At 32.9% G+C, this 23,250-nt stretch carries 23 protein-coding genes and 1 other annotated feature; of the genes, 21 read left to right on the plus strand and 2 right to left on the minus strand.

What is annotated here, in order from left to right:
* From Q0F04_RS07515 to Q0F04_RS07615, 21 genes are all read left to right on the plus strand, one after another.
* A partial coding sequence (locus Q0F04_RS07515) for a hypothetical protein (RefSeq protein ID WP_295751911.1) occupies positions 1–1,413 on the plus strand: 1,413 nt, incomplete at its 5' end.
* Between the two features lie 220 nt (positions 1,414–1,633).
* Positions 1,634–2,779 carry a peptidoglycan bridge formation glycyltransferase FemA/FemB family protein gene (locus Q0F04_RS07520; RefSeq protein ID WP_295751954.1) on the plus strand — a complete coding sequence of 382 codons (1,146 nt, stop codon included), beginning with the start codon at positions 1,634–1,636 and terminating at the stop codon, positions 2,777–2,779.
* A 101-nt stretch (positions 2,780–2,880) separates the two neighbouring features.
* Entirely contained in the window at positions 2,881–3,015 is a 135-nt protein-coding gene (gene rpmH, locus Q0F04_RS07525; RefSeq protein ID WP_003865695.1) for a 50S ribosomal protein L34, read from the plus strand.
* A 44-nt stretch (positions 3,016–3,059) separates the two neighbouring features.
* Positions 3,060–3,401: a ribonuclease P protein component gene (gene rnpA, locus Q0F04_RS07530; RefSeq protein WP_117571459.1), complete on the plus strand. Its 342-nt coding sequence runs from the start codon at positions 3,060–3,062 to the stop codon at positions 3,399–3,401.
* Between the two features lie 11 nt (positions 3,402–3,412).
* On the plus strand, positions 3,413–4,405 hold the full coding sequence (locus Q0F04_RS07535) for a YidC/Oxa1 family membrane protein insertase (protein ID WP_295751914.1): 993 nt from the start codon (positions 3,413–3,415) through the stop codon (positions 4,403–4,405).
* A 9-nt stretch (positions 4,406–4,414) separates the two neighbouring features.
* Positions 4,415–5,041, plus strand: a complete 627-nt coding sequence (locus Q0F04_RS07540) for a R3H domain-containing nucleic acid-binding protein (protein WP_295751917.1) — start codon at positions 4,415–4,417, stop codon at positions 5,039–5,041.
* Between the two features lie 41 nt (positions 5,042–5,082).
* Positions 5,083–5,643: an aminoacyl-tRNA hydrolase gene (gene pth / locus Q0F04_RS07545; protein ID WP_295751919.1), complete on the plus strand. Its 561-nt coding sequence runs from the start codon at positions 5,083–5,085 to the stop codon at positions 5,641–5,643.
* On the plus strand, positions 5,644–9,039 hold the full coding sequence (mfd, locus tag Q0F04_RS07550; protein ID WP_295751922.1) for a transcription-repair coupling factor: 3,396 nt from the start codon (positions 5,644–5,646) through the stop codon (positions 9,037–9,039).
* Entirely contained in the window at positions 9,039–9,308 is a 270-nt protein-coding gene (locus tag Q0F04_RS07555; RefSeq protein WP_003865701.1) for an RNA-binding S4 domain-containing protein, read from the plus strand. The genes mfd and Q0F04_RS07555 overlap by 1 nt, the downstream gene beginning before the upstream one ends.
* The gene (locus Q0F04_RS07560; protein ID WP_295751924.1) at positions 9,295–9,714 is read left to right on the plus strand and encodes an NUDIX domain-containing protein; all 420 of its coding nucleotides are present in this window, start codon (positions 9,295–9,297) and stop codon (positions 9,712–9,714) included. The genes Q0F04_RS07555 and Q0F04_RS07560 overlap by 14 nt, the downstream gene beginning before the upstream one ends.
* Positions 9,681–10,880, plus strand: a complete 1,200-nt coding sequence (locus tag Q0F04_RS07565) for an HD domain-containing protein (RefSeq protein WP_295751926.1) — start codon at positions 9,681–9,683, stop codon at positions 10,878–10,880. Before Q0F04_RS07560 ends, Q0F04_RS07565 begins: the two co-directional genes overlap by 34 nt.
* 168 nt (positions 10,881–11,048) lie before the next feature.
* Positions 11,049–11,435, plus strand: coding sequence for a DUF1934 family protein (locus Q0F04_RS07570; RefSeq protein ID WP_295751929.1), 387 nt, complete (start codon positions 11,049–11,051; stop codon positions 11,433–11,435).
* A complete protein-coding gene (gene argS, locus Q0F04_RS07575) occupies positions 11,422–13,056 on the plus strand; it encodes an arginine--tRNA ligase (protein WP_295751932.1) in 1,635 nt (544 codons plus the stop codon). The genes Q0F04_RS07570 and argS overlap by 14 nt, the downstream gene beginning before the upstream one ends.
* A 25-nt stretch (positions 13,057–13,081) precedes the next feature.
* Positions 13,082–13,429 (plus strand): DNA-directed RNA polymerase subunit delta, encoded by a 348-nt coding sequence (gene rpoE, locus Q0F04_RS07580; RefSeq protein ID WP_117571450.1) that lies wholly within the window; start codon positions 13,082–13,084, stop codon positions 13,427–13,429.
* Positions 13,430–13,572: 143 nt separating this feature from the next.
* Entirely contained in the window at positions 13,573–14,403 is an 831-nt protein-coding gene (locus Q0F04_RS07585) for an ABC transporter permease (protein ID WP_154555298.1), read from the plus strand.
* A gap of 10 nt (positions 14,404–14,413) precedes the next feature.
* On the plus strand, positions 14,414–15,232 hold the full coding sequence (locus Q0F04_RS07590) for an ATP-binding cassette domain-containing protein (RefSeq protein WP_295751938.1): 819 nt from the start codon (positions 14,414–14,416) through the stop codon (positions 15,230–15,232).
* Positions 15,233–15,313: 81 nt separating this feature from the next.
* A complete protein-coding gene (tagD, locus tag Q0F04_RS07595) occupies positions 15,314–15,700 on the plus strand; it encodes a glycerol-3-phosphate cytidylyltransferase (protein ID WP_040466417.1) in 387 nt (128 codons plus the stop codon).
* 1 nt (position 15,701) lies between these two features.
* Positions 15,702–17,939 carry a CDP-glycerol:glycerophosphate glycerophosphotransferase gene (locus tag Q0F04_RS07600; protein ID WP_295751941.1) on the plus strand — a complete coding sequence of 746 codons (2,238 nt, stop codon included), beginning with the start codon at positions 15,702–15,704 and terminating at the stop codon, positions 17,937–17,939.
* A gap of 16 nt (positions 17,940–17,955) precedes the next feature.
* Entirely contained in the window at positions 17,956–19,161 is a 1,206-nt protein-coding gene (locus Q0F04_RS07605; protein ID WP_295751943.1) for a CDP-glycerol glycerophosphotransferase family protein, read from the plus strand.
* Position 19,162: 1 nt separating this feature from the next.
* The gene (locus Q0F04_RS07610; protein WP_295751946.1) at positions 19,163–20,227 is read left to right on the plus strand and encodes a CDP-glycerol glycerophosphotransferase family protein; all 1,065 of its coding nucleotides are present in this window, start codon (positions 19,163–19,165) and stop codon (positions 20,225–20,227) included.
* An 81-nt stretch (positions 20,228–20,308) separates the two neighbouring features.
* Positions 20,309–20,549: a binding site (T-box leader), on the plus strand.
* A 60-nt stretch (positions 20,550–20,609) separates the two neighbouring features.
* The gene (locus tag Q0F04_RS07615) at positions 20,610–21,803 is read left to right on the plus strand and encodes a hypothetical protein (protein WP_295751949.1); all 1,194 of its coding nucleotides are present in this window, start codon (positions 20,610–20,612) and stop codon (positions 21,801–21,803) included.
* Between the two features lie 9 nt (positions 21,804–21,812).
* On the opposite strand, the gene Q0F04_RS07620 is transcribed toward Q0F04_RS07615, so the two are convergent.
* Positions 21,813–22,457, minus strand: coding sequence for a GTP pyrophosphokinase family protein (locus tag Q0F04_RS07620; RefSeq protein ID WP_117571444.1), 645 nt, complete (start codon positions 22,455–22,457; stop codon positions 21,813–21,815).
* A 2-nt stretch (positions 22,458–22,459) separates the two neighbouring features.
* Positions 22,460–23,047: a DUF4230 domain-containing protein gene (locus Q0F04_RS07625; RefSeq protein ID WP_295751952.1), complete on the minus strand. Its 588-nt coding sequence runs from the start codon at positions 23,045–23,047 to the stop codon at positions 22,460–22,462.
* Positions 23,048–23,250: the final 203 nt, after the last annotated feature.

Consider the following 23,250-nt stretch of genomic DNA (forward strand, 5'->3'; position numbering starts at 1 on the left):
AATGCTTTATTTCATGATAAAGAATATGTGGGTGCACGCAAAGCTTATGGAGAAGCTGAATTTTCTAAAAAGAAAGGATCTGAACTGTCAGCTTCTGAAAAGAAGAAGAAAAAAGAATTGTCCAATATCATGTGTATTAAACAAAAAGAGTATAATCTCACGAAGACTTCTTTGTGTAAGTTTGTATCCAAAGAACAAAAGAAATACAAGAACTACATCAACTCTCATCAGGCACAGGCAGAAGCTGAAGCTGTATATAAGGGAGTAGAAAAGGTTCTTTTTGAGGATGGTCGTCATCTTCATTATCGAAGATATAATAGTTTCGATTGTATCAAACAAAAATGTGCTGCAACAGGTGTACGTCTTTTAAGATGGGATACCATATGTTTTATGAAACATTACTACAAGGTTCGTGTCCCAAAGAATGAATATATTCAGAACATCATTTCATCTGTTGATTTAAAAGAAGATGTTGTTTTTTCATTTTTAAAAAGAATCGAATTCAACAGTGGATTCAAATATTATGTAGTGATCACACTTCGAGGTGATGCACCAAAACGAATCAGGTTATCAGAAGATGGCGGACATCGTACAGGCGTTGACTTTGGAACCTCTACGATTGCGACAGTCTCAAATAACGAGGTTCATCTGGAACAACTTGCTCCAGAATCAGCCAAATATGAAAAAGAGATTCGGCATAGGCAAAATCTGGTAGATGCCTCTATGCGAAAACATAATCCAGAAAACTATAATAAGAATGGTACAGTCAAAAAGGGAAAACACAAATGGAAGACAACGAGAAGGTGTAGACGTCTGAAACGACAGATACGCGTGCTCTATCGAAAACAGTCTGCTTATATCAAGACTTCACATCATACCTTTATCAACAGAGTCGTTCAGAACACAAGCGAATTTATCCTTGAACCAATGAACTTTAAGGCTCTGCAGAAGAAGTCCAAAAAAACTGAACGACAGGATAAAGCCGTATCCATTAAACAAAAAGACGGCTCTTCAAAAATGGTACGCAAATACAAACGTAAGAAACGTTATGGACACTCTATCAAGAACCGTTCTCCAGGTCTTATGCAGGCCGATTTAAAAACAAAGGCAACACAGTATGGAATACCATACTACGAAATAGATATTCATCAATATCGTGCCTCTCAACTTCACCATGATACAGGTGAATACATCAAACCTACTTTAAGTGAAAGATTTAAAACGATTGAAGGATGTAAAGTACAAAGAGATTTGTATTCTGCTTTTTTAATATGTCATACGGACGATACATTGACTGCACCAGATTTTAAAGCCTGTCATCTTGATTTTCCACACTTTGTCAAGATGCAGGATACATTGATTCTAAATATGAAAAAATGTGGACACACAATGAAACACTGCTTTGGATTCTAGCTTAAAGAATCCCTCATCTAGTTCAGGTCTAAGGCGTAAGCCCTGCTGGATGCAGTATGAGTTTACAGAGTACAGTCTACATGGATTGGAAATGCTCGAAAAACAAGAGCTATGCAAAGACTATATGCAAGGTCTAGAACCATGCTGAAAGCTTTGCGATGCTCCATTTCTCGTATTGTGAGAAAGAGAATCTCGTCATTTTAATGATGAGAGTACGTCAATACAAAGTTATAACTGGGCAAAAGTAAAAAGCAATTGGGATCACATGTATACAGGTGTATATAAAAATAATGAATTGGTCGCAACAGGACTTGTCCTAATCAAAAGATTACCACTCTCTTTCTGTATGTACTATTTACCAAGAGGTCCTATTATGGATTATAAGGATAAAGAACTTGTTCAATATTATTTTGATCAATTGAAAAAGTTAGCTAAAAAAGATCACTGTATCTTTATTAAATTTGATCCAACCATTCATGTAAATGATTATGATTCAAAATCATATAATATAAATAGATATAAGGAAACAGAAACATACTTAGATATATTTAAAAGTTGTAAAGCTATTCATAAAGGATATACGATGCATATTGCGGATACAGTGCAACCTAGATTTCAATCGAACGTATATTCATATGAAAATATAGAGGAAACTTTGCCAAAACATACAAAACGTTTAATAAAAGATGCAAATCGAAGAAATGTACAAATTATTCATGGACATTTGGAATTATTAGATGACTTTAGTCGCCTAGTTGAACTGACAGAATCAAGAAAAGGAGTGGCACTAAGAGATAAAGAATATTTCAAAACATTATTAGAAAATTATCCAGAGGGGGGAGTCATCTTCTTAGCTGTATGTAATGTATATAAATTAAATGAAGATGCAAAAACAAAAAAAGTGCAATTGGAAAAAGAAATTGTAGAAATACCAGAAAATGCGAAAAAGAAATTGCATCGTTTAGAAGATCAATTACGAAGTTTAAATAAAGATATTTATGAATATAAAGAAATCTTTGATGAATTTGGTCAAAAAGACAAAGATATCGCAATTGCAGGAATACTTAGTATCCAATATGGAAATACTTGTGAAATGTTATATGCGGGAATGGATGAAAGATTTAAAAAATTCATGCCACAATATAAGGAATATGTTGAAAACTTTAAATGGGCCTTTGATAGAGGATGCCTATGGAGTAATATGGGTGGTGTAGAAGGCTCCTTAGATGATGGATTGACTAAATTCAAGGATAACTTTAATCCAACTATCAATGAATTGATTGGTGAATTTGATATACCTGTTTATCCAATTATGTATCGTTTAACGCAAAAAGCATATAAAATATTGAAAAGTAAGCATAAGTAATAATTATTTTATTGACATTCATTTTAATTTATGTTTATAATGTTTGAGCAATCTTATTTGAAAATTTAGAATGAAGAAAAAGACTGAGAGGTGTAATCAAGATGAAAAGAACATATCAGCCAAGTAAGAGAAAACACCAAAAAGTTCATGGCTTCCGTGCTCGTATGGCAACTGTTGGTGGACGTAACGTTCTTTCTAGAAGAAGAGCGAAAGGCAGAAAGGTTTTATCCGCATAGAAATCACCTGCTAGGTGATTTTTTTGTCTGGATAGGGAAATAACATGAAAAAAGAGTTTCGTGTATTAAAAAACTATGAGTTTTCTTCCATCATCCAGAATCGACAATTTGTTAAGTCGTCGTCTTTTGTTTGTTATTTTCAAAAACGTAAACTAGACCATGCAAGAGTCGGAATCAGTGTTGGCAAAAAATTAGGCAATGCGGTCTGTCGTAATAAAGTAAAAAGACAGCTTCGCAGTATAGTAGATGATATTTTTACATTTGAAGAGGGATATGATCTTATTATTATAGTTCGACCTGCCTACGCAAATAAGTCGTTTGAAGAAAATAAAAACGAAATGAAAGAAAATCAAAATCGGATAAATAAAAGATTTTTGAAAAAGTAGAGGAATAAAAAATGAAACAATTTTTGCAGAAAAAAGCAAAATTGGTCTTTCTATGTATGTTGGTATTATTAACATGTACGGCTTGTGCAAATCCAAGAGGTAGAGATGGAAAAACATTAGCAGACCAAATTATTGCAAGTGAAGAAACAACAATTGATGCTAGTCAAATCAATTACAAAGACATTTCTGATAAAGAAGTAAAAAAAGAAATTAAAAAGAATATTAAAGATGGACAATATACAATTCAACCGACAACTTTTAAAAATTCTATGTCAAAAGGATGGTTTGAAGGTTTAATTGTTTGGCCAATCGCACAAATTATCAACTTAATTTCTTCAAAGACAGATGCCGGTGTAGGTATCATTTTAACAACATTGTTAATTCAGATGCTTGTATTTGTATTTACACGTAAATCACAAATGTCTACACAAAGAATGCAGGAAATTCAGCCTGAAATTCAAAAAATCCAAAATAAATATAAAGATAAAACAGATGAGCGTTCTAAAATGCAAATGGCTCAAGAAATGCAGAATCTTTATCAAAAATACGATATTCATCCATTTGGTTCAATGTTAATTACTTTCATTCAACTACCAATCATGCTGGGTATGTATTATGCAACAATGCGTTCAGTAAGTGTTGTTAGTGGAAGCTTTATGGGTATTTCTTTAGCTGGAACTCCACTTGATGGATTTAAAGCATTCGATATCGCATATATCGCAATTTATGTATTGATGGTTATCTTCTATATTGTTTCAATGAAATTACCTCAATGGTTAAAGAAATGGCAAGATAAGAAAGATCACGTTAAAGTTAAGAAATATGCACAGGAAGAAACAAATCCTATGGCTAACAGCATGAATATGTCAATGTATTTCATGACAGCAATGATCTGTGTTATGTATATTTCATGGCCAATGGCAATGTCATTCTATTGGTTAGTATCAAGTGTAATTCGTGTATGTCAATCATTGATCCTACACCAAGTTATGAATAAAAAGTAGGTAGAACATATGGAATTCGCTAAATTTACTGGAAAAACTTTAGATGAAGCTTTAGCTGCTGCATGCAGTGCTAAAGGATGTACAAAAGAAGAACTTCATTATGAAGTAACAGAAGAAAAAAGTGGCTTTTTAGGAATCGGAAAAACAATTGAAATTGAAGCATATTGCCCAAAAGATATTGAAGATTTCATTAAGTCATATATTCAAACATATTTTGACAATGCAGAATTAGATGGAACTGTTGAAATTGAAAATGACCACGGTTTCTATCGTATTACTGTAAACACAAAAAACAATGCGATTATGATTGGTAAAGCGGGTAAGTCTTTACAAGCGTTCAATCGTTTAGTTAAAGCTGCAGTAAGCGCAGCATTCAAAAAGCGTGTCGGACTTTTAATCGATGTAAATGGTTATAAGGAAGAAAGATACGAAAAAATTTGTAAAATGGCAGTTCGCGTCGCAAAAGATGTGCGTCGTACAAAAGTAGATGCAGTATTAGATCCAATGCCAGCCGATGAAAGAAAGGCAATTCACAACGCTTTAGCAGGAATGAATGATATTTCTACTAAGAGTGAAGGTGAAGGCGAAGGACGTCGTTTACACATTTTATATACACCAGGAAAAGATGAAGAATAACGGGATTATCCCGTTATTTTTTTGAAGGAGGAGTTTTTTTTATGAAAATTATTATTGGATTAGGAAATATTGGTAGAGAATATGAAAATACACGTCATAATGCAGGTTTTATGGCAATTGATAAATTGGCACAAATGCTAGAAATGGATTTTAATCAGGAAAAGTTTTCGGCTTATTTTGCGAAAAAGAAAATTGATGGAGAAGACATTATTTTATTAAAACCAACCACATATATGAATAATAGTGGCATCGCTCTAAGACAATGCATGGATTTCTATAAAGTGCTTTCTGAAGATATTCTAGTATTATATGATGATATGGATATGCCTGTTGGAAAACTTCGTTTGCGTCAAAAAGGTAGTGCTGGTGGTCATAACGGAATCAAGAGTATTATTTCTCATATTGGCACACAGGAATTTGATCGTATTCGCATAGGAATTGGTAAAGATAAAATGATTCCAGTTGTAGACTGGGTATTAGGCAAATTCCCTCAGGAACAACAAGACGATTTAAATCATGCATTAGAACAAGCCGCAAAAGCAGCTAAATTTTCAATTAAACACTCTTTTAGCGACACAATGAACAGGTATAATAAAAAGTAGGTGGTATTTTTGAAAGATACAATATTAAAGAAACTACAGTCCAATCCAGTAGCCCAACAAATGCTTCAATTTGGCAATAATATAGGCAATTTATTTCCAAATGAAGAAGCTTTATGTATGGCCAGCGCTTTTATGCAGGATAAACAAACACGAATTGTAGTTAAGAAAAATCGTTATGAAGCGCAACAACTCTACCAAAGATTAAAACCTTTAGTAGAAGATACATTACTATTCGTGATGGAAGAATCTTTGCGTGTACAAGCCATTGCTTCAAGTCCAGAAGATAAACAAGAACAACTCTATGTATTAACTCAGCTTGTGAAAGAAGATAAGCCACGTATTATTATATGTAATACGGCGGCCTTTTTGCGTTACTTGCCCGATAAAGAATTATTTAAAAGTCTTTGTTTCAAATTTGAGGTAGATCAAGAAATCACGATGGCAGAATTGAAACAAAAACTAAATCGTGCCGGCTATACGAAAGTCAATTATGTAGATCGACCATGTACATACGCAAGTCGTGGAGGCATTGTCGATGTATATTGCCTTGAATATGAACATCCAATTCGTATTGAATTTTTTGATACTGTGATTGAATCCATTCGTCTATTTCATGAAGAAACCCAGCGAACAATTCAAACAATTGATTCTGTATTGATCAATCCAGCAACAGATCTATTGTTTACAGATGATCAGATTGAGTATCTACAGAAAGAAATCGATTCTGAATTAGAAAAACAGCAGGCAAAATTAATTCAAGATGATTATGACTTCTTATTGGATTATATTGAAAAAGATAAGATTTCTATAGAAAACTATGATATTGATCCACATTTGTATATTTATTTTAGTTATTTAAATACAAATAAATTAACGGACTATGTCAATGGACACATTATTTTTTCAAGTCAGGAAGAAGTCGAAAATGGATATAAAAAATTGAATGAGGAAACAATTTCTTTTATTCAGGAAATGGTTGAATCTCATCAATATTTACCTAAATATAGTATGTTCCATGACATATTCACATTTGAAAAAGAACACAAGATTCAGATGTTCCATGATTTCTTAGATTTTAAACATCCAATCTTCTCAAAAATAGAGACATTAGAAAAATCAGATCAACCATTGATTCAAATTTTAGAGAATCTAAAAGGGAAAAATATCTATATTTCTTTGGATGAGGAACATACAAAAAAAGTGCAGGAAGCCTTAAAAGCTTATTCCATTCATAGGAATATCACATTTATTGAAGATGACTTTTATGAAGGATTTACATATGAAGATATTTCTGTTTACACACAACAGGAATTATTCCATCGTCCTAGTCAAATCAAACGTTATCAGAAAACATTTAAGCAAGGTCAAATCTTACAGAATATTCTTGAACTAGAACCAAATGATTATGTTGTGCATGAACAATATGGTATTGGCCAATATGTTGGAATCACAACGCGAAAAATAAAAGGAAAAACCTTAGATTATTTACATGTTTTATACAATGGGGGCGACGAATTATTTGTTCCATTATCACAATTTCAGCTTGTAAGAAAATACGTGTCCAAAGAAGGTGTGGGTATCAAGTTATCTCAATTAGGATCAAATAAATGGAAAAAGACTAAGGAAAAGGTTTCTAAGAAGGTTGAAGAAATTGCGTCTCGATTAGTTGAGCTATATGCGAAGCGAAATGAAGATATCGGTTTTGCGTTCAGTAAAGATGATGATCTACAAAGAGAATTTGAAGAAGCCTTTGAATATGAGGCAACACCAGATCAAATCAGAGCTACAGAAGAAATTAAGCGCGAAATGGAAAAGCCAAAACCAATGGATCACTTATTATGTGGAGATGTAGGATTTGGTAAGACAGAAGTAGCTATGCGTGCAGCATTCAAGGCAATTTCAAATAATAAACAAGTAGCTTTACTATGCCCAACTACAATTTTATCTATGCAACATTATCAGACATTTATGAAGCGTTTTGAAAATGTAGGGGCTAATATTCGCGTAGTAAATCGTTTTGTAGCAACAAAAGAAATTAGTCAGATCAAAAAAGAATTGGCGGAAGGACAAGTTGATATTATTATTGGTACTCATAAATTATTGAATAAATCTTTCCAATATAAAAATTTGGGTTTATTGATCATTGATGAGGAACAGCGATTTGGAGTTGAGCATAAAGAAAAAATTAAAGAGATGAAAAACGCAATCGACGTTCTATCTTTAAGTGCAACACCTATTCCAAGAACTTTACAGATGTCTTTGATTGGAGTACGTACGATTTCACAATTAAATACACCACCATTGCATCGTCATCCAATTCAAACGTATGTGATGGAAAACAAAAAGAGTGTCGTAAAAGAAATTATTCAAAGAGAATTATCTCGTGGAGGACAAGTTTTCTATTTGTATAACCACGTATCGAATATCTATTCTGTAGCTAAAAATATTCAGAATATGTTCCCCGATGCCAAAGTAGCCGTAGCACATGGACGCATGGAGAAGAATGATATTGAGCAGACAATGATTGATTTTGAACAAGAGAAATATCAAATTTTAGTCTGTACAACAATTATTGAAACTGGACTTGATATTGCGAATGCGAATACGATGATCATTGATGATGCCGACCGCTTTGGATTATCCCAGCTCTATCAGATTCGAGGTCGTGTTGGGCGTCGTGAAAAAATCGCATATTGTTATTTATTGGTGCAGCCACAAAAAGAATTAACGGAACAAGCCCATAAAAGATTAAAAGCCATTAAAGAATTTACATCCTTAGGCAGTGGTTATAAGGTCGCTATGCGAGATTTAACAATTCGTGGAGCCGGAGATATGCTTGGGCCGCAACAAGCCGGATTTATTGATGATGTAGGATTGGATCTATATCTTGAAATGCTCGCAAGTGCCATTAAGGAAAAACAAGGTAAGCCAATTGAGGATAAAAAGAATGATAAAGTGGCTCAAGTACAGTTATCGGGATATATTCCTAAAAAATTCACAGATAATGATGGAGATAAATTGGAAATCTATCAACACATTAAGAAAACTGAGAGTTTGTCTGAGTTGATTGAATATGAAAAACGTGTTGAAGATTTATTTGGACATATTCCAAATGAAGTAAAACAATTGTTTGAACAAAAGAAATTAGACTTCTTTGTGAATCGAGAAGGTGTTGAATCTTTAAAAGAAACAGAGGATGTTGTCACAATCACAATGAGTGCTGAATGGTCAAAAAATTGTGATGGTGTTAAATTGTTTGGCGCTATCAATGATATTAGTCGTAAGATCAATTTGAAATTAGAGGGTGGAAAAATTAAAATCATGATTTCCAAACGATTAAAGAAACATATTGAACTGATGATGCAGGTTATTGAAAAATTAGAAGGAGAATTTTGATGCGATTAGATAAATATTTAAAAACAGCACGAATTTTAAAAAGAAGAGAAGCTGCTAAAGAATTAGCTTTACAAGGCCGTATCTGGGTCAATGATCGAGTGGCTAAGCCAAGCACAGAATTAAAAATAGGCGATACCATTCGAATTCGTTTTGGAGCAAGACTTCTTGAAATTCGTGTATTAGACATTCAAAAACAAGTTTCGAAACAAAATGCCCAACTGTTGTTTGAAATCATTCATGAAGAAAGAATTGAAGATGAACAAGCTTAACGTAGTGTGTGGAGCGCTTGTCATAGATAGAAAAGTGATGATTGCACAAAGAAATTATGGTTCGAGCAAAGGTTTCTTTGAGTTTCCTGGTGGAAAAGTTGAGAAAAGTGAAACAAAAGAAGAAGCTTTAATTCGTGAGTGGAAAGAAGAATGTGATATTGATATTTACGATGTTCAATATTTAGCTTCTAGTATTGATTATCAAGACGGATATGAAATTCACTTAACTTGTTTCACGTGTACTTCGAATGAAAAACCAACAAAATTAAGTGTGCATTCCGAATATATTTGGACAACTCCAGATCATATATATGACTATAACTTCTTTAAATCTGATAAAATGCTTGTAGAAGCATTAAAGGGGGTATGGCCATGTTTAACAAAACCAATGAAACCAAAGTGTTAAGAGATCCTGTTCACGGATATATTCATGTGAAATATCAAGTGATATGGGATTGCATCAACGCAAAAGAATTTCAAAGATTGCATCGTATCCATCAATTGGGTGGAGATTTTCAAATCTATCATACAGCGGAGCATTCACGATTTTCTCATAGTTTAGGTGTATATGAAATCACAAGACGAATGTGTGAAGAAGTCGATTCAATTGCGGCTACTTTAAGTGAATATGAAAAGATTCAAGTTTTATGCGCGGCTTTGTTGCACGATTTAGGACATGGACCATTTTCTCACTTCTTTGAAACACTTCACAAGAAGCATCATGAACAAATGACTTGTGATTTAATTTTGGATCCTGAAACAGAAATTCATAAAGCACTTATTAAAGAGGATGAGGCTCTTCCACAAAATGTTGTGTTGATTCTAACGCATAAGCATCCAAAACCAATGATGTATCAAATGATTAGTTCACAACTGGATGCAGATCGAATGGATTATCTATTAAGAGATGCCTATGAAACGGGTACAAGCTATGGAAATTTTGATTTAGAAAGAATCTTACGTACTTTACGAGTTAAAAATGACTCTTTATGTGTAAAAATGAGTGGAATGCACAGTATTGAAGACTATATTATGGCAAGATACCACATGTATTGGCAGGTTTACCTGCATCCAGATGCCAAATCATATGAAATTATGATTCAACAATTCTTTAAACGATATGCGCAAGTACGAAACATAGATGTATTTGAACCATTGTTGAATGGAGAGTTATCGAATAAGGATTTTTATCTAATGGATGAACATCGTATGTTCTATGGTTTTCAACAAGCCTTAGAGAGTGAAGATGAAATTTTAAAAGATTTTGCGAATCGAATTTTGAATCGACATTTGTTTGAGTGGATAGAAGATCCAAGTCGCCAACAAATTCAAGAAATAAAGAATAAATTGATGGTATATGGATATGACTTAGATTATTACTATTATGAAGCTATTTCACATTCTAAAGCCTATTTACCTTATACAGAACAAGATGAGAATCAAATCATATGGATGTTAGATTCTAAAAAAGAATTGATATCTTTATCGAGTTGTTCACAGATTGTTAAGGCGTTATTAAAGATGAAAAATCAAACAAATAAGCGCATTTATTTTCCAAAAGAAATACTTTAAAAATAACGGTAACATGTGATGTGTTACCGTTTTCACTTGTGAAAAAATAGTGTAATTTTATAAAAAAAAGAGAATTTTAGATTAATTCGGTCATATTTTAGTTAAATTGTTATGTTTTTTAATAAATTTTCTTGCAAAAAAATCAGAGTGTGATATTATGCACTAGCTATGACAAATCAGGTACATTTATTTGATAAAATTTCGAATCAAACATTGTATAAAGGAGAGGCTAAGATTGACTTTTCTGGTAATGAAGGTCTATTAGTTTCTTTTAATAATGATACACATCGTTTCGAATGGAGAATTTGGAAAAAAGGATTGGTTATTCGTAGTGAATCGGATGTTATTGTGAATTTGACATTGCGTTTAAATAGTCAAACAAAAGGTCATATTGAAACTGAATTTGGAAAAATAGATTTAGATTGTCATACAAGTCATTATGATGTAGATGAAAATTGTGTAGAAGTTAAATACAGTCTTATACAAGGGAATGAAAAACAAGAATTTCACTTTGTACTATATATAAATAAGGAGGAGACATATGCAGTCAATTGAAGTTGAATTAAAGCAGGCCATTCAAAATGCAGTGAAAAAAGCATTTGATTTAGATTTAGATGTACAAAACATTGTGGTTGAAACACCAAAAAATAAAGATCACGGTGATTTCTCAAGCAATGTTGCGATGCAATTAACTCGTCAATTACACCAAAATCCAAGAATGATTGCACAAAGTATATTAGATGCATTCTCATTGGAAATGGTTTCTAATGTAGAAATTGCAGGACCTGGCTTCTTGAACTTTACATTATCTAAAGACCGTTTTAGTACAGTTATTTCTGAAGTATTAGCTCAGAAAGAAAACTATGGACAACAGCCAGCTAATGGCATCAAAGTGGATTTGGAATATGTTAGTGCCAACCCAACAGGATCATTACACTTAGGTCATGCTCGTGGAGCTGCATGGGGAGATAGTTGTGCTCGTATCATGAAAAAAGCTGGATACGATGTAACTCGTGAATACTATGTGAATGATGCGGGTAATCAGATTACAAACTTAGCATTATCATTAAATGCTCGTTATCGTCAGGCACAAGGAATTCCTACTGAAATTGGTCAAGACGGATACATGGGTAAGGATGTTGAAGAAAAAGGATATGAATTGGCGAAGGAATATCCAGGAACATACTTAGAACCAACGGAAGAAAATTTGAAATTCTTCAGAAAAGAAGGAATTAAATTTGAATTAGATAAAATTAGAAAAGACTTAGATCGTTATCGTGTACACTTTGATGTTTGGTCAAGCGAACAAAGCATTCGTGATGCTGGTAAAGTAGAAGCAGCTATCAATGAATTAAACGAAAAAGGATATGTATACGAAAAAGATGGAGCATTGTGGTTTGAAACTACAAAGTTTGGTGATGATAAAGATCGTGTTTTAAGAAAACAAGATGGTTCATTGACATATTTAGTTCCAGATATCGCATATCACAACGATAAATGTCAACGTGGATTTGACATGTTAGTTGACTTCTTTGGGGCTGACCACCATGGTTATATTCCTCGTTTAAAAGCAAGTATGACAGCATTAGGAAATGATGCGGATAAATTACATGTCGATATTATCCAGATGGTTCGTTTAGTATCAAACGGTGAAGAAATGAAAATGTCAAAACGTTTAGGAAACGCAACAACAATTAATGAGTTGTGCGATAAAGTAGGCGTTGATGCAGCTCGTTATTTCTTCGTACAACGTGCATTGGACTCACATTTAGATTTCGATATTGAATTGGCAACTAAGAAATCAAATGAAAACCCAGTTTACTATGCACAATATGCTCATGCTCGTATGTGTTCTATTCAAAAACAGGCACAGGATATTGAATTGGCAACAAGCTTTGAAGATTTGACAAACGAAAAAGAAATTGAATTAATGAAGTCTTTACAAGAATTCAATAAAGTAATCGTTGAAACAGCTCAATCTCGTCAAGTTCATAAAATGTGTCACTACATTCAAAATTTAGCTAGTAAATTCCACAGTTTCTATAACGTATGTAAAGTTGTAGATCGTGATAATTTAGAATTAAGTGCACAACGTCTAGCCTTAGTAAAGGCAACACAAATTGTTTTGGCAAACGCATTAGAATGTATTGGTGTTGAAGCCGTTGAATCAATGTAAGTATTAAGAGGAGTTTTATTGAATTATGAAAAAGTCTATGATTGAAGTTGCATATCAGGTATTGACGAATAATAATGGAGCTATGCCATTTGTTGATCTTTGGAAAGACGTAAGTCAGGAAATGGGATTTAATCAAACCCAGTTTGAAGATAATATTGCTCAATTTTATACAGATTTATCTTTAGACGGACGTTTCTTGAACATGTCACAAAATACTTGGGATTTGCGTTCACGTCACACGTATTCAGAAAGTGTTATGGATACAGATTCTATCGCAATCGATGAAGATGATGAGGATGAAGAAGATTCAGAATTGATTGAAGATGAATTAGACGAAGTAGAAAAAGAAATGGACGAAGAAGAAAACGAATAAAAGGCGCTCTTTTCACAATAAATTCACATTGAATTGTTAGAATTAAAGTGGAAAGGAGAAGGAATGCAAGAAAATCTGCGTCATGCAGATTTTTTTTCTGTGAAAAATTTGATAAACTAGAAGTTGTTAAGGAGAATTTTTATATGTTTAAAAGCATTTCATATGTTATAAAAGAGAATTTTTCAAATGTTTATCGTATTTTCTGTATCGCAAAATATGAATTGTTGTCAGATATGCGAGATTCAAAATTTGGTATTTTTTGGAACTTTGCCTCTCCCGCTATTCAAGTTTTTACATATTGGCTAGTATTTGGTATTGCCTGGGGAAGAAAGGCCCAGACATACAGAGGCATCACAGTCGAATATTTACCATGGCTAGTTGTGGCATTTAGTGTATGGTGGTATATCCGTCCATGCATTGTAGATGGGTGCTCTGCAGTTTTCTCAAAGACAAACGTCATCACAAGAATGAAGTTTCCTGTATCCGTTTTACCGGCAACTGTTTGTTTAAAAGAATTGTTTAATCACTTTGTGATGTTGATTATCACATTTGTCACTTTGATTTTAAGTGGATGGTATCCAAATCTAAATTGGTTATGGATCATCTATTATATGTTCTGTGCATTTATGCTTGGAGAAGCAATTTCACTTGTATTATCTGTACTTACAATGTTGTGGCGTGATGTAAAGAAATTTATTTCTTCAATCATGCGTATGTTGATGTATTTTTCTCCAATCTTATGGGATTGTCATTTCAAACCGGATGTTCCATTTGCGAGTATTTTAAATAAGCTTGTAAAGGTAAATCCAGTTTATTATATTATTCAAGGATATAGGGACGCTGTATTCTATGGAAGAAATGTTTTTGACCATCCGGCAATCACACTTTATTTCTGGTGTTTAGTTTTTGCGATTTTCGCACTTGGATGCTTTTTGATGTATACCTTCAAAAAGAAATTCATCGATATGATTTAAGGAGGCTTTTATGTCTAAAGAAGAATATGCTGTTGAAGTCGAAAATATTTCAAAAATTTATACTTTAAGAAATAAAAATAATCAATATAAAACAGATAAAAAAGAATTCTATGCCTTAAAAGATGTATCTTTCAAAGTAAAAAAAGGCGATGTTGTTGGAATTTTGGGAACGAATGGTTCTGGTAAATCAACTCTGTCTTTATTATTGTCCGGAATTTCTGAAATCAATAGTGGTACCATGAAAATCAATGGAGAACAAGCTTTGATTGCTATTAACACAGGATTGAATCAACAATTAACAGGACTTGAGAATATTAATGTAAAAGGGGCGTTGATGGGTTTAAGAAAGAAACGTATCCAGGAAATCACGAATGATGTTATTGATTTTGCAGAATTAGGTGATTTCTTATATCAACCAGTAAAAAAATATTCATCAGGTATGAAATCACGTTTAGGTTTCTCCATTTCACTCGCATTAAATCCAGATATCTTTATTGTCGATGAAGCATTAAGTGTTGGTGATAAAGGATTTGCCAAGAAATGTATGAAACGAATGATGAAATTAAGAGATGAAGAAGGAAAAACAATTTTCTTTATTTCTCACTCATTAAGCCAAGTTCGTGAATTCTGCAAAACAGGAATGTGGATCGAAGGTGGACAACTTGTTGAAATGGGAGATATCAACAAGGTTTGCGATGATTATTCGGCTTATGTTGATAAGTTAGAGGCTATGAGTAAAAAAGAAAAGAAAAAATTCTTGGATGAGAAATTTGAAAAGCGATTACTTCCTAAAAAAGAAAAGAAGGGTATCGCAAAATTATTTGGTTAATAAAGGAGTTTTAGGGACTCCTTTTCAATTTATCAAAAATAGTTTACAATTACAGTGTTTATATAGGGAGGTTTATGACTCATGAAAACAGTAATAACATATGGAACTTTTGATTTATTTCATGTAGGCCATTTAAATTTATTACGTCGTGCAAAAGAATTAGGGGATTATTTAATTGTAGCGGTAAGTAGTGATGAGTTTAATTTGGGTAAAAATAAAGTTTGTAAGATCAAAGATACAGATCGTATGAAGATTGTAGAAGCTATTAAATATGTCGATAAGGTAATCCCAGAAACAAGCTGGGAACAAAAAATCGAAGATGTTAAAAAATATAATGTAGATGTATTCGTCATGGGTGATGATTGGAAAGGAAAATTTGATTTCTTAAAGGATTATTGTGAAGTTGTTTATTTGCCAAGAACTGAGGGTATCAGTACAACACAATTGAAAGAGGAATTGAAGGGTTAATATGCGTACTATTAGTATTATCCTTCCTTTTTTTAAGTACAAACATTACTTTAAAGAATGTCTACAAAACTTAGCACAAAGTACATTTAAAGATTTTGAATTGATTGTCGTATTAGATCATCCAACAGAAGATATTGACGATTTATTAGAAGAATATAATTCTATTTTTGATATGCGCATTTATACATTGCCAGAAGGTGTGACAGGTGTAGCTGCATGTCGAAATGTTGGGATTCAACAAGCTAAAGGTGCCTACCTTTACTTCTTAGATAGCGATGACTATGTTTTAGAAGATACACTTCAAAATATGATCAAAGCTATAGATCATGATGTAGATATGGTTTATGGTATATTGAATCATACTTGGAACAACAAGGCTAACTATCTTCATAAAGTAGAAAATAAAGAAGTAGATGAAGAAGATCAAGAAGAAAGGGAACAGCGTCGTTTAAATAAGCTTTCTGATTTTGTTTCATTCGCATCCTATGAAAAAGATGAGCAGCAAGCTCAGGCCATTTTCTATACGATGGACAACCGTAGAGGTATCCGTACTTTTACTATATTAGGTAATTTGTATAACCGTGATTTTGTCGTTCGAAACAATTTAAAATTTAACGAGAACTTCAGATATTACAGTGATATGACATTTATGTGTCCACTATTAGAAAAACTAAATACAGCTTTAAGAGTGGAAGATGCGATTTATGTAAAACGTAAACACAATGATCCAATTAACGAACCTGCTTTAAGTCAGGAAGAAAATGACAATCGTTTTAATGAAAGATGTGATGCGGTTGAATATACACGTACACTTTTAAATGAAGAGGGCGTTGTGCGTTTCTGTTTAGATCGTAAGATCGTATCTTACTTTGTATCTAAAATGTCTAAGCGAATTCGTCGTAGCCAAGATGATCTATGGCGTACAGACTATTTTGAAAGAATAGCTAAGACAATCGATGGTATTCGTCCAGAAGTGATGAATCGATATAAGCGTAACTCTAAAAAAATGGTAGCTTGTTTACAGAATCGTGATTTAAAGGGCGTACAGAGCTGTGTTCGAAGAAAATTAGGAATTAAAAAATTCTTTAGAGTCTTCAAAAATAAAAATGTGTTATTTAAATTAGCTTATTATCACATTTATTCAAAGAAACCAATTCAAGATAATGTGATTTTATTTGAAACATTTATGGCTAAAAACTATTCAGACAGTCCAAAATATATTTATGAATACATTGCCAAAAATTATCCGGGCAAATACAAGTGTGTATGGGCATTGAATGATGGTCATGAAGTTCCTTATGGAGCCGAAGTCGTAAAACGTTTCTCATTCAAATATGCTTATTATTTAGCTGTAAGTAAATATTTTGTATTTAATGTAAGACAACCATTGTGGTATCGCAAAAGAGAAGGACAAGTATTTGTCGAAACTTGGCATGGTACACCATTGAAACGCCTTGTGTTTGATCAAGAAGAAGTAACTTCGGCATCACCAAAATATAAACAGCAGTTCTATCGTCAAAGACAAGAATGGGATTATTTAGTGAGTGCCAATCCTTTTAGTACGAAAACATTTAGAAGCTGTTTTATGTATGAAGGCAAGATGCTTGAATATGGATATCCAAGAAATGACATTTTATATTGGCCAAACAAAGATGAAATTGCGAAAGACCTAAGAAAGAAACTAGGTATTCCAGAAGATAAGAAGACGATTTTATATGCTCCGACATGGCGTGATGATGAACACTATGGAAAAGGGGAATACAAATTTACATTGGCTTTAGATTTGAAGTTAATGATGGAAAAATTATCGGATGAATATGTTGTTTTATTAAGAACACACCACTATATCGCAGACAACATTGATACAACAGGTCTTGAAGGCTTTGTGTACAATTTAAGTAAATATGATGATATTAGTGAAATCTATTTGATTAGTGATATTTGTATCACGGACTATTCAAGTGTATTCTTTGACTTTGCGAACTTGAAACGACCAGTACTATTCTATACATATGATATTGAAAAGTATAAGAATCAGTTACGTGGATTCTATATTGATATGAATACAGAAGTACCTGGACCACTATTGTATACGAGTGAAGAAGTTGTAGATGCGATTTTGAATATTGATCAAATTAATGAAGAATATAAAGAACGTTACGAAGAATTCTACAAACGTTTCTGTTGCTATGACGATGGAAATGCGTCTAAACATATTGTAGAAGAAGTATTCAAGTAAAAAGGAGAGGGTAGCCATGTTGATAAAGCTTTTAAGACCGATTAAAAAGTTTGCAGGAAAGTGTATACGCTTGGCATATAAATTAACCTATCGTTTATTTAAAGTAGATGATAAGCTAGTCATATTTATATCGTTCCATGGTCGTGGCTATTCGGATAATCCTAAAGCTATTTATGAACAGATGAGACAAGATCCAAGATTTGATGGATATCGATTTATTTGGTTTATAAAGAATCATAAAGAAAAGAATTTGAATATAGAGGGAGCTGAAATAAAAGAATATTTCAGCATCCCCTATTTCTATTATTTATCGAAGGCAAAATTATGGGTAGTGAACTGCAAATTACCTACATATATCTTTAAAAAGGAAAATCAGGTTTACCTACAAACATGGCATGGAACACCCTTAAAGCGATTAGCTCATGATATTGATGTAAGTGAAGATACCACATTTTATCGTTCGGGTGTCAGCTATGAACAGATGTGTCATTCCTATGATGTAGATGTCGCAAGATACAATTATATGATCAGTCCGAATGCTTTTTGTACACGTGTTTTTCAAACATCTTTCCAAATCAATAGAGAAAGATTGATTGAAACAGGATATCCAAGAAATGATTTCATTTCGAATGCGACAAAAGAAGAATGTGATGCGATCAAGAAGAAGTATCATTTGCCTATGGATAAAAAAATTGTATTGTATGCACCAACATGGAGAGATAATTCCTATGTTTCTGCAGGATATACTTTTGAATTGAAGGCAAACTTTAGAAAATGGAAAGAAATTTTAGGTAAAGATACAATTGTTGTATTTAAACCACATTATCTAATTATAAATACCTTCAAAGATGACCCGGAATTAGATGGATTCTTGTATTCAATCCCTGCTCAAGCAGAAATAAATGAATTGTATGTGATCAGTGATGTATTGATTACGGACTATTCAAGTGTGTTCTTTGATTATGCGATATTGAAAAGACCAATCTATTTCTATATGTATGATTTAAAAGAATATGCGACAGACTTAAGAGGATTCTATTTAGATATTCATAAGGATATTCCAGGCGAAATCTATATGGATGAAGAAACAATGTTGATGGATATTAAAAATGAAGTTTATGACTATTCTAAATTGAATGATTTTAATCGTTATTTTAATAATCATGAAGATGGAAATGCCTCTAAAAGAGTTGTAGATATTTTATATAAGGCGGTGCAATAAAATGGGATTAAGTAAGATCATCTTGAATATTGCCTTATGGATCATGGATGTTTTAACGTTTTATGTACACCCAAAGAAAAATAGAATTACTTTTATTAGTTTAACGCAAAGTGAATTGTCCGGTGATTTTAAACTCATTGATAAACAATTGCGTCACGAGAACAAGTATGATATTCATTATATTTTATTGATGTTTGAAAAGAATCTATGGGGCGATTTCAAATATTTCTTGAATTGTTTAAAACAGCTCGTTGAAATAAAAAAATCGAGTCTTGTGATTTTAAATGACAACAACTATGTGATTAGTCATATGAAGCCACAAAATGTCAAAGTGCTACAAATCTGGCATGCGTGTGGAGCTGTAAAAAAATTTGGTAACCAAATCAAAAGACAATATCCTGTACGTAATTATGACTACGTTCTATGTAATGCTGAATATTGGAAGAAACCATATTCACAAGCTTTTGGGGTAGATACAAATCAAGTTTTAGTGACTGGAATGCCAAGAATCGATACTTTACTAAACACAAACCAAAAAGATGAGTTCTTTTTGAGATATCCAGAATTAAAAGATAAGAAATTATGTTTGTATGCACCTACTTTTAGGGGAAACATCATTGATGGTTTTAAAATACAGTCTTTTGATTTCACAAAAGTAAAAGATTATGTTGTTTTATATAAATTTCACCCATTACTCGGAGATATTCAGTGCACGGGTGGAGTGAATATGAACAAGGAAGACTTGTATACATTGATGCAAGTGAGTGATTGTTTGATTTCAGATTATTCAAGTGTCATATTCGATTACTCTTTATTAAATAAACCAATGATCAGTTATATTCCTGACATAGAAGAATATAAGCAGAACATTGGATTGAATATTGATTTTAATGATTTTCCAGGACCAATATGTACAGATGAGAATCAACTTATCAAGGCATTAGAATTTAAAAATTACGATTATGATAAATTGTCTTATTTCCAAATAAAGTACATGGTATATACGGATGGAAAAAACACAAGTCGAGTCATCGATACAATCAATCAGATTATGGAAGAGGTATAGGGCTTCTTCTTTTTTTACATTAAATAATGAAAAATATTTACAAAAGTGCTTGAAAACAAATGTAAATTATTATATTATACAGTCAACGCATTGATATGGAAGAGTAATTCACTAAGTTTTAGCCTAGAGAGATATTGTTTGGTGGAAAATATTGTAAAGCTAGAGAATGAAAATCACCATGGAGCGGCTGTAGCGATAATGTAGTTATAGACGTATGTCTTACGATATAAAGACTAGATGTGATAGCATCGATGAGGGCATTCATTAGAATGAATTAGAGTGGTACCGCGGAAGAATAAGATTATTACCTTTCGTCTCTGAAGTTGTTAATTAGGCAACAAGAGACGGAAGGTTTTTTGTTGCAGAAAGGGAGAATTTGAGAATGAAAAAGAAAGAGAACACAAAATTGAATCGATCATGGATGGCTGCATTTTCAGTGGCCACAACCGCATTTGCAGCACACGCGGGCGGAGGATTTGCGACAGGAAACCAGGAAAATACATGGTTTGTTAGTTTAGGGTGGCCAGCTATTGTTGGGGTTGCCGTTGCGATGTTACTTTTAGCTATGACAATTCGTGAAGGTCAGATCATGATGAATTCACGTGGCCTAAAAACGTATAAAGAACTATTTGAATGTTTATATCACCCATTTGATAAGGTGGAATTATTATTTGAATTATTCTTTAACATCATGGTTTTAATGGTTGTTGCATCATGTATCTCTGGTGCAGCCAGTGCATTGACACAATATTTTGGATTAAATTACTATCTAGGAACATTTGTGATTGGTCTTGTTGTATTATTCTTAACAATTTTTGGTGTAGACTTGATTCGTAGAGCAAGTACATATATGGGTGTAGTGATCTTGGTTCTTGCTGTTTCTATTTATACAGTAGGTTTATTAAATGGACACAATTTATTAGATGTTATGCGTGTTGATTTTTCATTAAATGGTTGGAGCCAACTTCCAAAAGCAGTTTGGAACGGTGTTACCTATTCAGCTTTCCAATGGGTTACAGTACCAGCTATCTTAGTTTGTGGAACAAGTGTTTTAAAAACAAAACAAGATTGTGATCGCTCAATGGCATTAACTTTCACATTAAATATGTTAGGATTAGGTCTTGCCGTATTGATGTTACTTTGTTGGCAACACTATTATTTGACTCAGCCAAACGGAACAACTTTACCAACATTAACAACATTGAAATCATTTGGAGCAAACTGGCTTGTAGCACTTTATGGATTAGTACTATTCTTATGTTTGATCTCAAGTGCAGTTTGTGTCATCTTTGGATTTGTAAATCGCTTTGAAAATGTGAAATTCCTTCAAAAAGTTGAAAACGTACCTGTACGTAGAGCTTTAGTTTCAGCATTTATCATGATCGTTTCTATGGGAATCTCATTTGTAGGACTAACAAACGTTGTTAAGTATGGCTATGGATATTGTGGATATCTAGGTATCGCAATCATCATCGTTCCATTATTAACAGTAGGATTCTATAAGAATCGTAAATTCATGAAAGAAAATTCACAAGATGCAAAAGTATCTTTTGAAGAAGTGTATGAAGAAAATTAGACGGGAAAGTTAATTTCCCGTCTTTATTTCCTCCATTTTTTCGTCAAGTGTCTTACAAATCTTAGCACACTCTAACAATTCTTTATCGATTTCATCAAGTCTTTCTTTAGATAAGTTTTTCTTATAGCGAATCTTATGTTCAAGACTTGCCCAAAAATCCATGGCAATCGTTCTAAATTGCACTTCTACTTTGACCCATTTTTTTTCATCGGATAAAAAGATAGGAATTTCTACAATAAGGTGAAGGCTACGATATCCATTTTCTTTAGGATTTTGAATATAATCCTTTTTTTCAATCAATCGAATATCATCCTGGCTAAGAAATGAATTGGCCAAAGAATAAATATCTTCAGTAAATGAACATACCACACGCACACCGGCAATATCGAACAGATTGTTTTCAATGTTTGAAATCGTTAGTGGCAAGTTTTTCTTTTGAAGCTTTTTCAGAATACTCGATTGCGATTTGATACGCGTATGAATCGACTCAATAGGATTGCGATCATAGAACAGGGAGAATTGTTCGTTAAGAACTTTAAATTTAGTTTCTACTTCCATTAATGCGCAATTATAATAGGTCATCATTTGACGATAGGGTAGTGTGCTTTCTTCTACAAAATCTGTAAAAGCATCAACTAATTTTAAATTTGCCATAATTACTCCTTGAATGTGACTTCAATCGTATATTCATCTGTATCTGGGATAATGGAAATGATTTGTTTAATACTTTTCTTTGTGTTTTCCTGCGCCGTTTTCATTAATCCCTTTTTCTTGGCCTCAGATAAAGCCTTATCTTTTTGTTCAACCGCAAACGCTTTATAGTCACTCACACTGATGGGGTTGAAAATGTTTTTTGTTTCATCATAGACTTCAATACTTGATTCATCGATTGAATTAGAAAGAACAGTTGGCTTATTAACTGTCACATGAATAGTAGAATTGTTGATCTCTATATTTGCCTTAGATAAATCCGTACCCAATTGAATTTCTCCTTCAAAAGTTAAGATGAAATTTTTGTTTGTCAAAGGAATAGACCAGCCATTCAGATTTAAAGAATTTTCAAATTTTCCTACTTTCGCATAATGATATTTTGTGGTTACCAAATCACTCGCCTGCTCAATTCGATTTTGAATCAATGTCGATGTGATCTCGGGTTCCGTTTGTTTATTCGCAAAGAATATACCGCCTACAAAGGCAATTAAGATAAAGACAACACCAAATAAAACTTTCTTTAAATTTTTCATAAGTGACCTCCTCATTAAAATTGTATCATAAATGAATAAAGTAAATAAACCGACATGCATAGTGTCGAATTATTAAGTATAGTAAAAATACGACGGAAACGATTATATGATATAATGGATAGCGTGGAGGTGCGCCAGTTCGGTGCCAAATATATAACTGGTGGGAATCCAGTCTGGTAAAACCTAGCAAGTTGCCAGTACCA

The sequence above is a fragment of the uncultured Holdemanella sp. genome (genome assembly GCF_934772795.1).
Classification (GTDB): Bacteria; Bacillota_I; Bacilli_A; order Erysipelotrichales; family Erysipelotrichaceae; genus Holdemanella.

Bases quoted from the DNA above. Each gene is read 5' to 3' on its own strand.
- Q0F04_RS07615 (WP_295751949.1), top strand. From the start codon at position 20,610: ATGAAAAAGAAAGAGAACACAAAATTGAATCGATCATGGATGGCTGCA.
- Q0F04_RS07610 (WP_295751946.1), top strand. From the start codon at position 19,163: ATGGGATTAAGTAAGATCATCTTGAATATTGCCTTATGGATCATGGAT.
- rnpA (WP_117571459.1), top strand. From the start codon at position 3,060: ATGAAAAAAGAGTTTCGTGTATTAAAAAACTATGAGTTTTCTTCCATC.
- Q0F04_RS07585 (WP_154555298.1), top strand. From the start codon at position 13,573: ATGTTTAAAAGCATTTCATATGTTATAAAAGAGAATTTTTCAAATGTT.
- Q0F04_RS07625 (WP_295751952.1), bottom strand. From the start codon at position 23,047: ATGAAAAATTTAAAGAAAGTTTTATTTGGTGTTGTCTTTATCTTAATT.
- Q0F04_RS07600 (WP_295751941.1), top strand. From the start codon at position 15,702: ATGCGTACTATTAGTATTATCCTTCCTTTTTTTAAGTACAAACATTAC.
- Q0F04_RS07590 (WP_295751938.1), top strand. From the start codon at position 14,414: ATGTCTAAAGAAGAATATGCTGTTGAAGTCGAAAATATTTCAAAAATT.
- Q0F04_RS07555 (WP_003865701.1), top strand. From the start codon at position 9,039: ATGCGATTAGATAAATATTTAAAAACAGCACGAATTTTAAAAAGAAGA.
- rpmH (WP_003865695.1), top strand. From the start codon at position 2,881: ATGAAAAGAACATATCAGCCAAGTAAGAGAAAACACCAAAAAGTTCAT.
- Q0F04_RS07605 (WP_295751943.1), top strand. From the start codon at position 17,956: ATGTTGATAAAGCTTTTAAGACCGATTAAAAAGTTTGCAGGAAAGTGT.
- Q0F04_RS07535 (WP_295751914.1), top strand. From the start codon at position 3,413: ATGAAACAATTTTTGCAGAAAAAAGCAAAATTGGTCTTTCTATGTATG.
- Q0F04_RS07620 (WP_117571444.1), bottom strand. From the start codon at position 22,457: ATGGCAAATTTAAAATTAGTTGATGCTTTTACAGATTTTGTAGAAGAA.
- Q0F04_RS07540 (WP_295751917.1), top strand. From the start codon at position 4,415: ATGGAATTCGCTAAATTTACTGGAAAAACTTTAGATGAAGCTTTAGCT.
- Q0F04_RS07560 (WP_295751924.1), top strand. From the start codon at position 9,295: ATGAACAAGCTTAACGTAGTGTGTGGAGCGCTTGTCATAGATAGAAAA.
- Q0F04_RS07565 (WP_295751926.1), top strand. From the start codon at position 9,681: ATGTTTAACAAAACCAATGAAACCAAAGTGTTAAGAGATCCTGTTCAC.
- argS (WP_295751932.1), top strand. From the start codon at position 11,422: ATGCAGTCAATTGAAGTTGAATTAAAGCAGGCCATTCAAAATGCAGTG.
- pth (WP_295751919.1), top strand. From the start codon at position 5,083: ATGAAAATTATTATTGGATTAGGAAATATTGGTAGAGAATATGAAAAT.
- Q0F04_RS07570 (WP_295751929.1), top strand. From the start codon at position 11,049: ATGACAAATCAGGTACATTTATTTGATAAAATTTCGAATCAAACATTG.
- rpoE (WP_117571450.1), top strand. From the start codon at position 13,082: ATGAAAAAGTCTATGATTGAAGTTGCATATCAGGTATTGACGAATAAT.
- tagD (WP_040466417.1), top strand. From the start codon at position 15,314: ATGAAAACAGTAATAACATATGGAACTTTTGATTTATTTCATGTAGGC.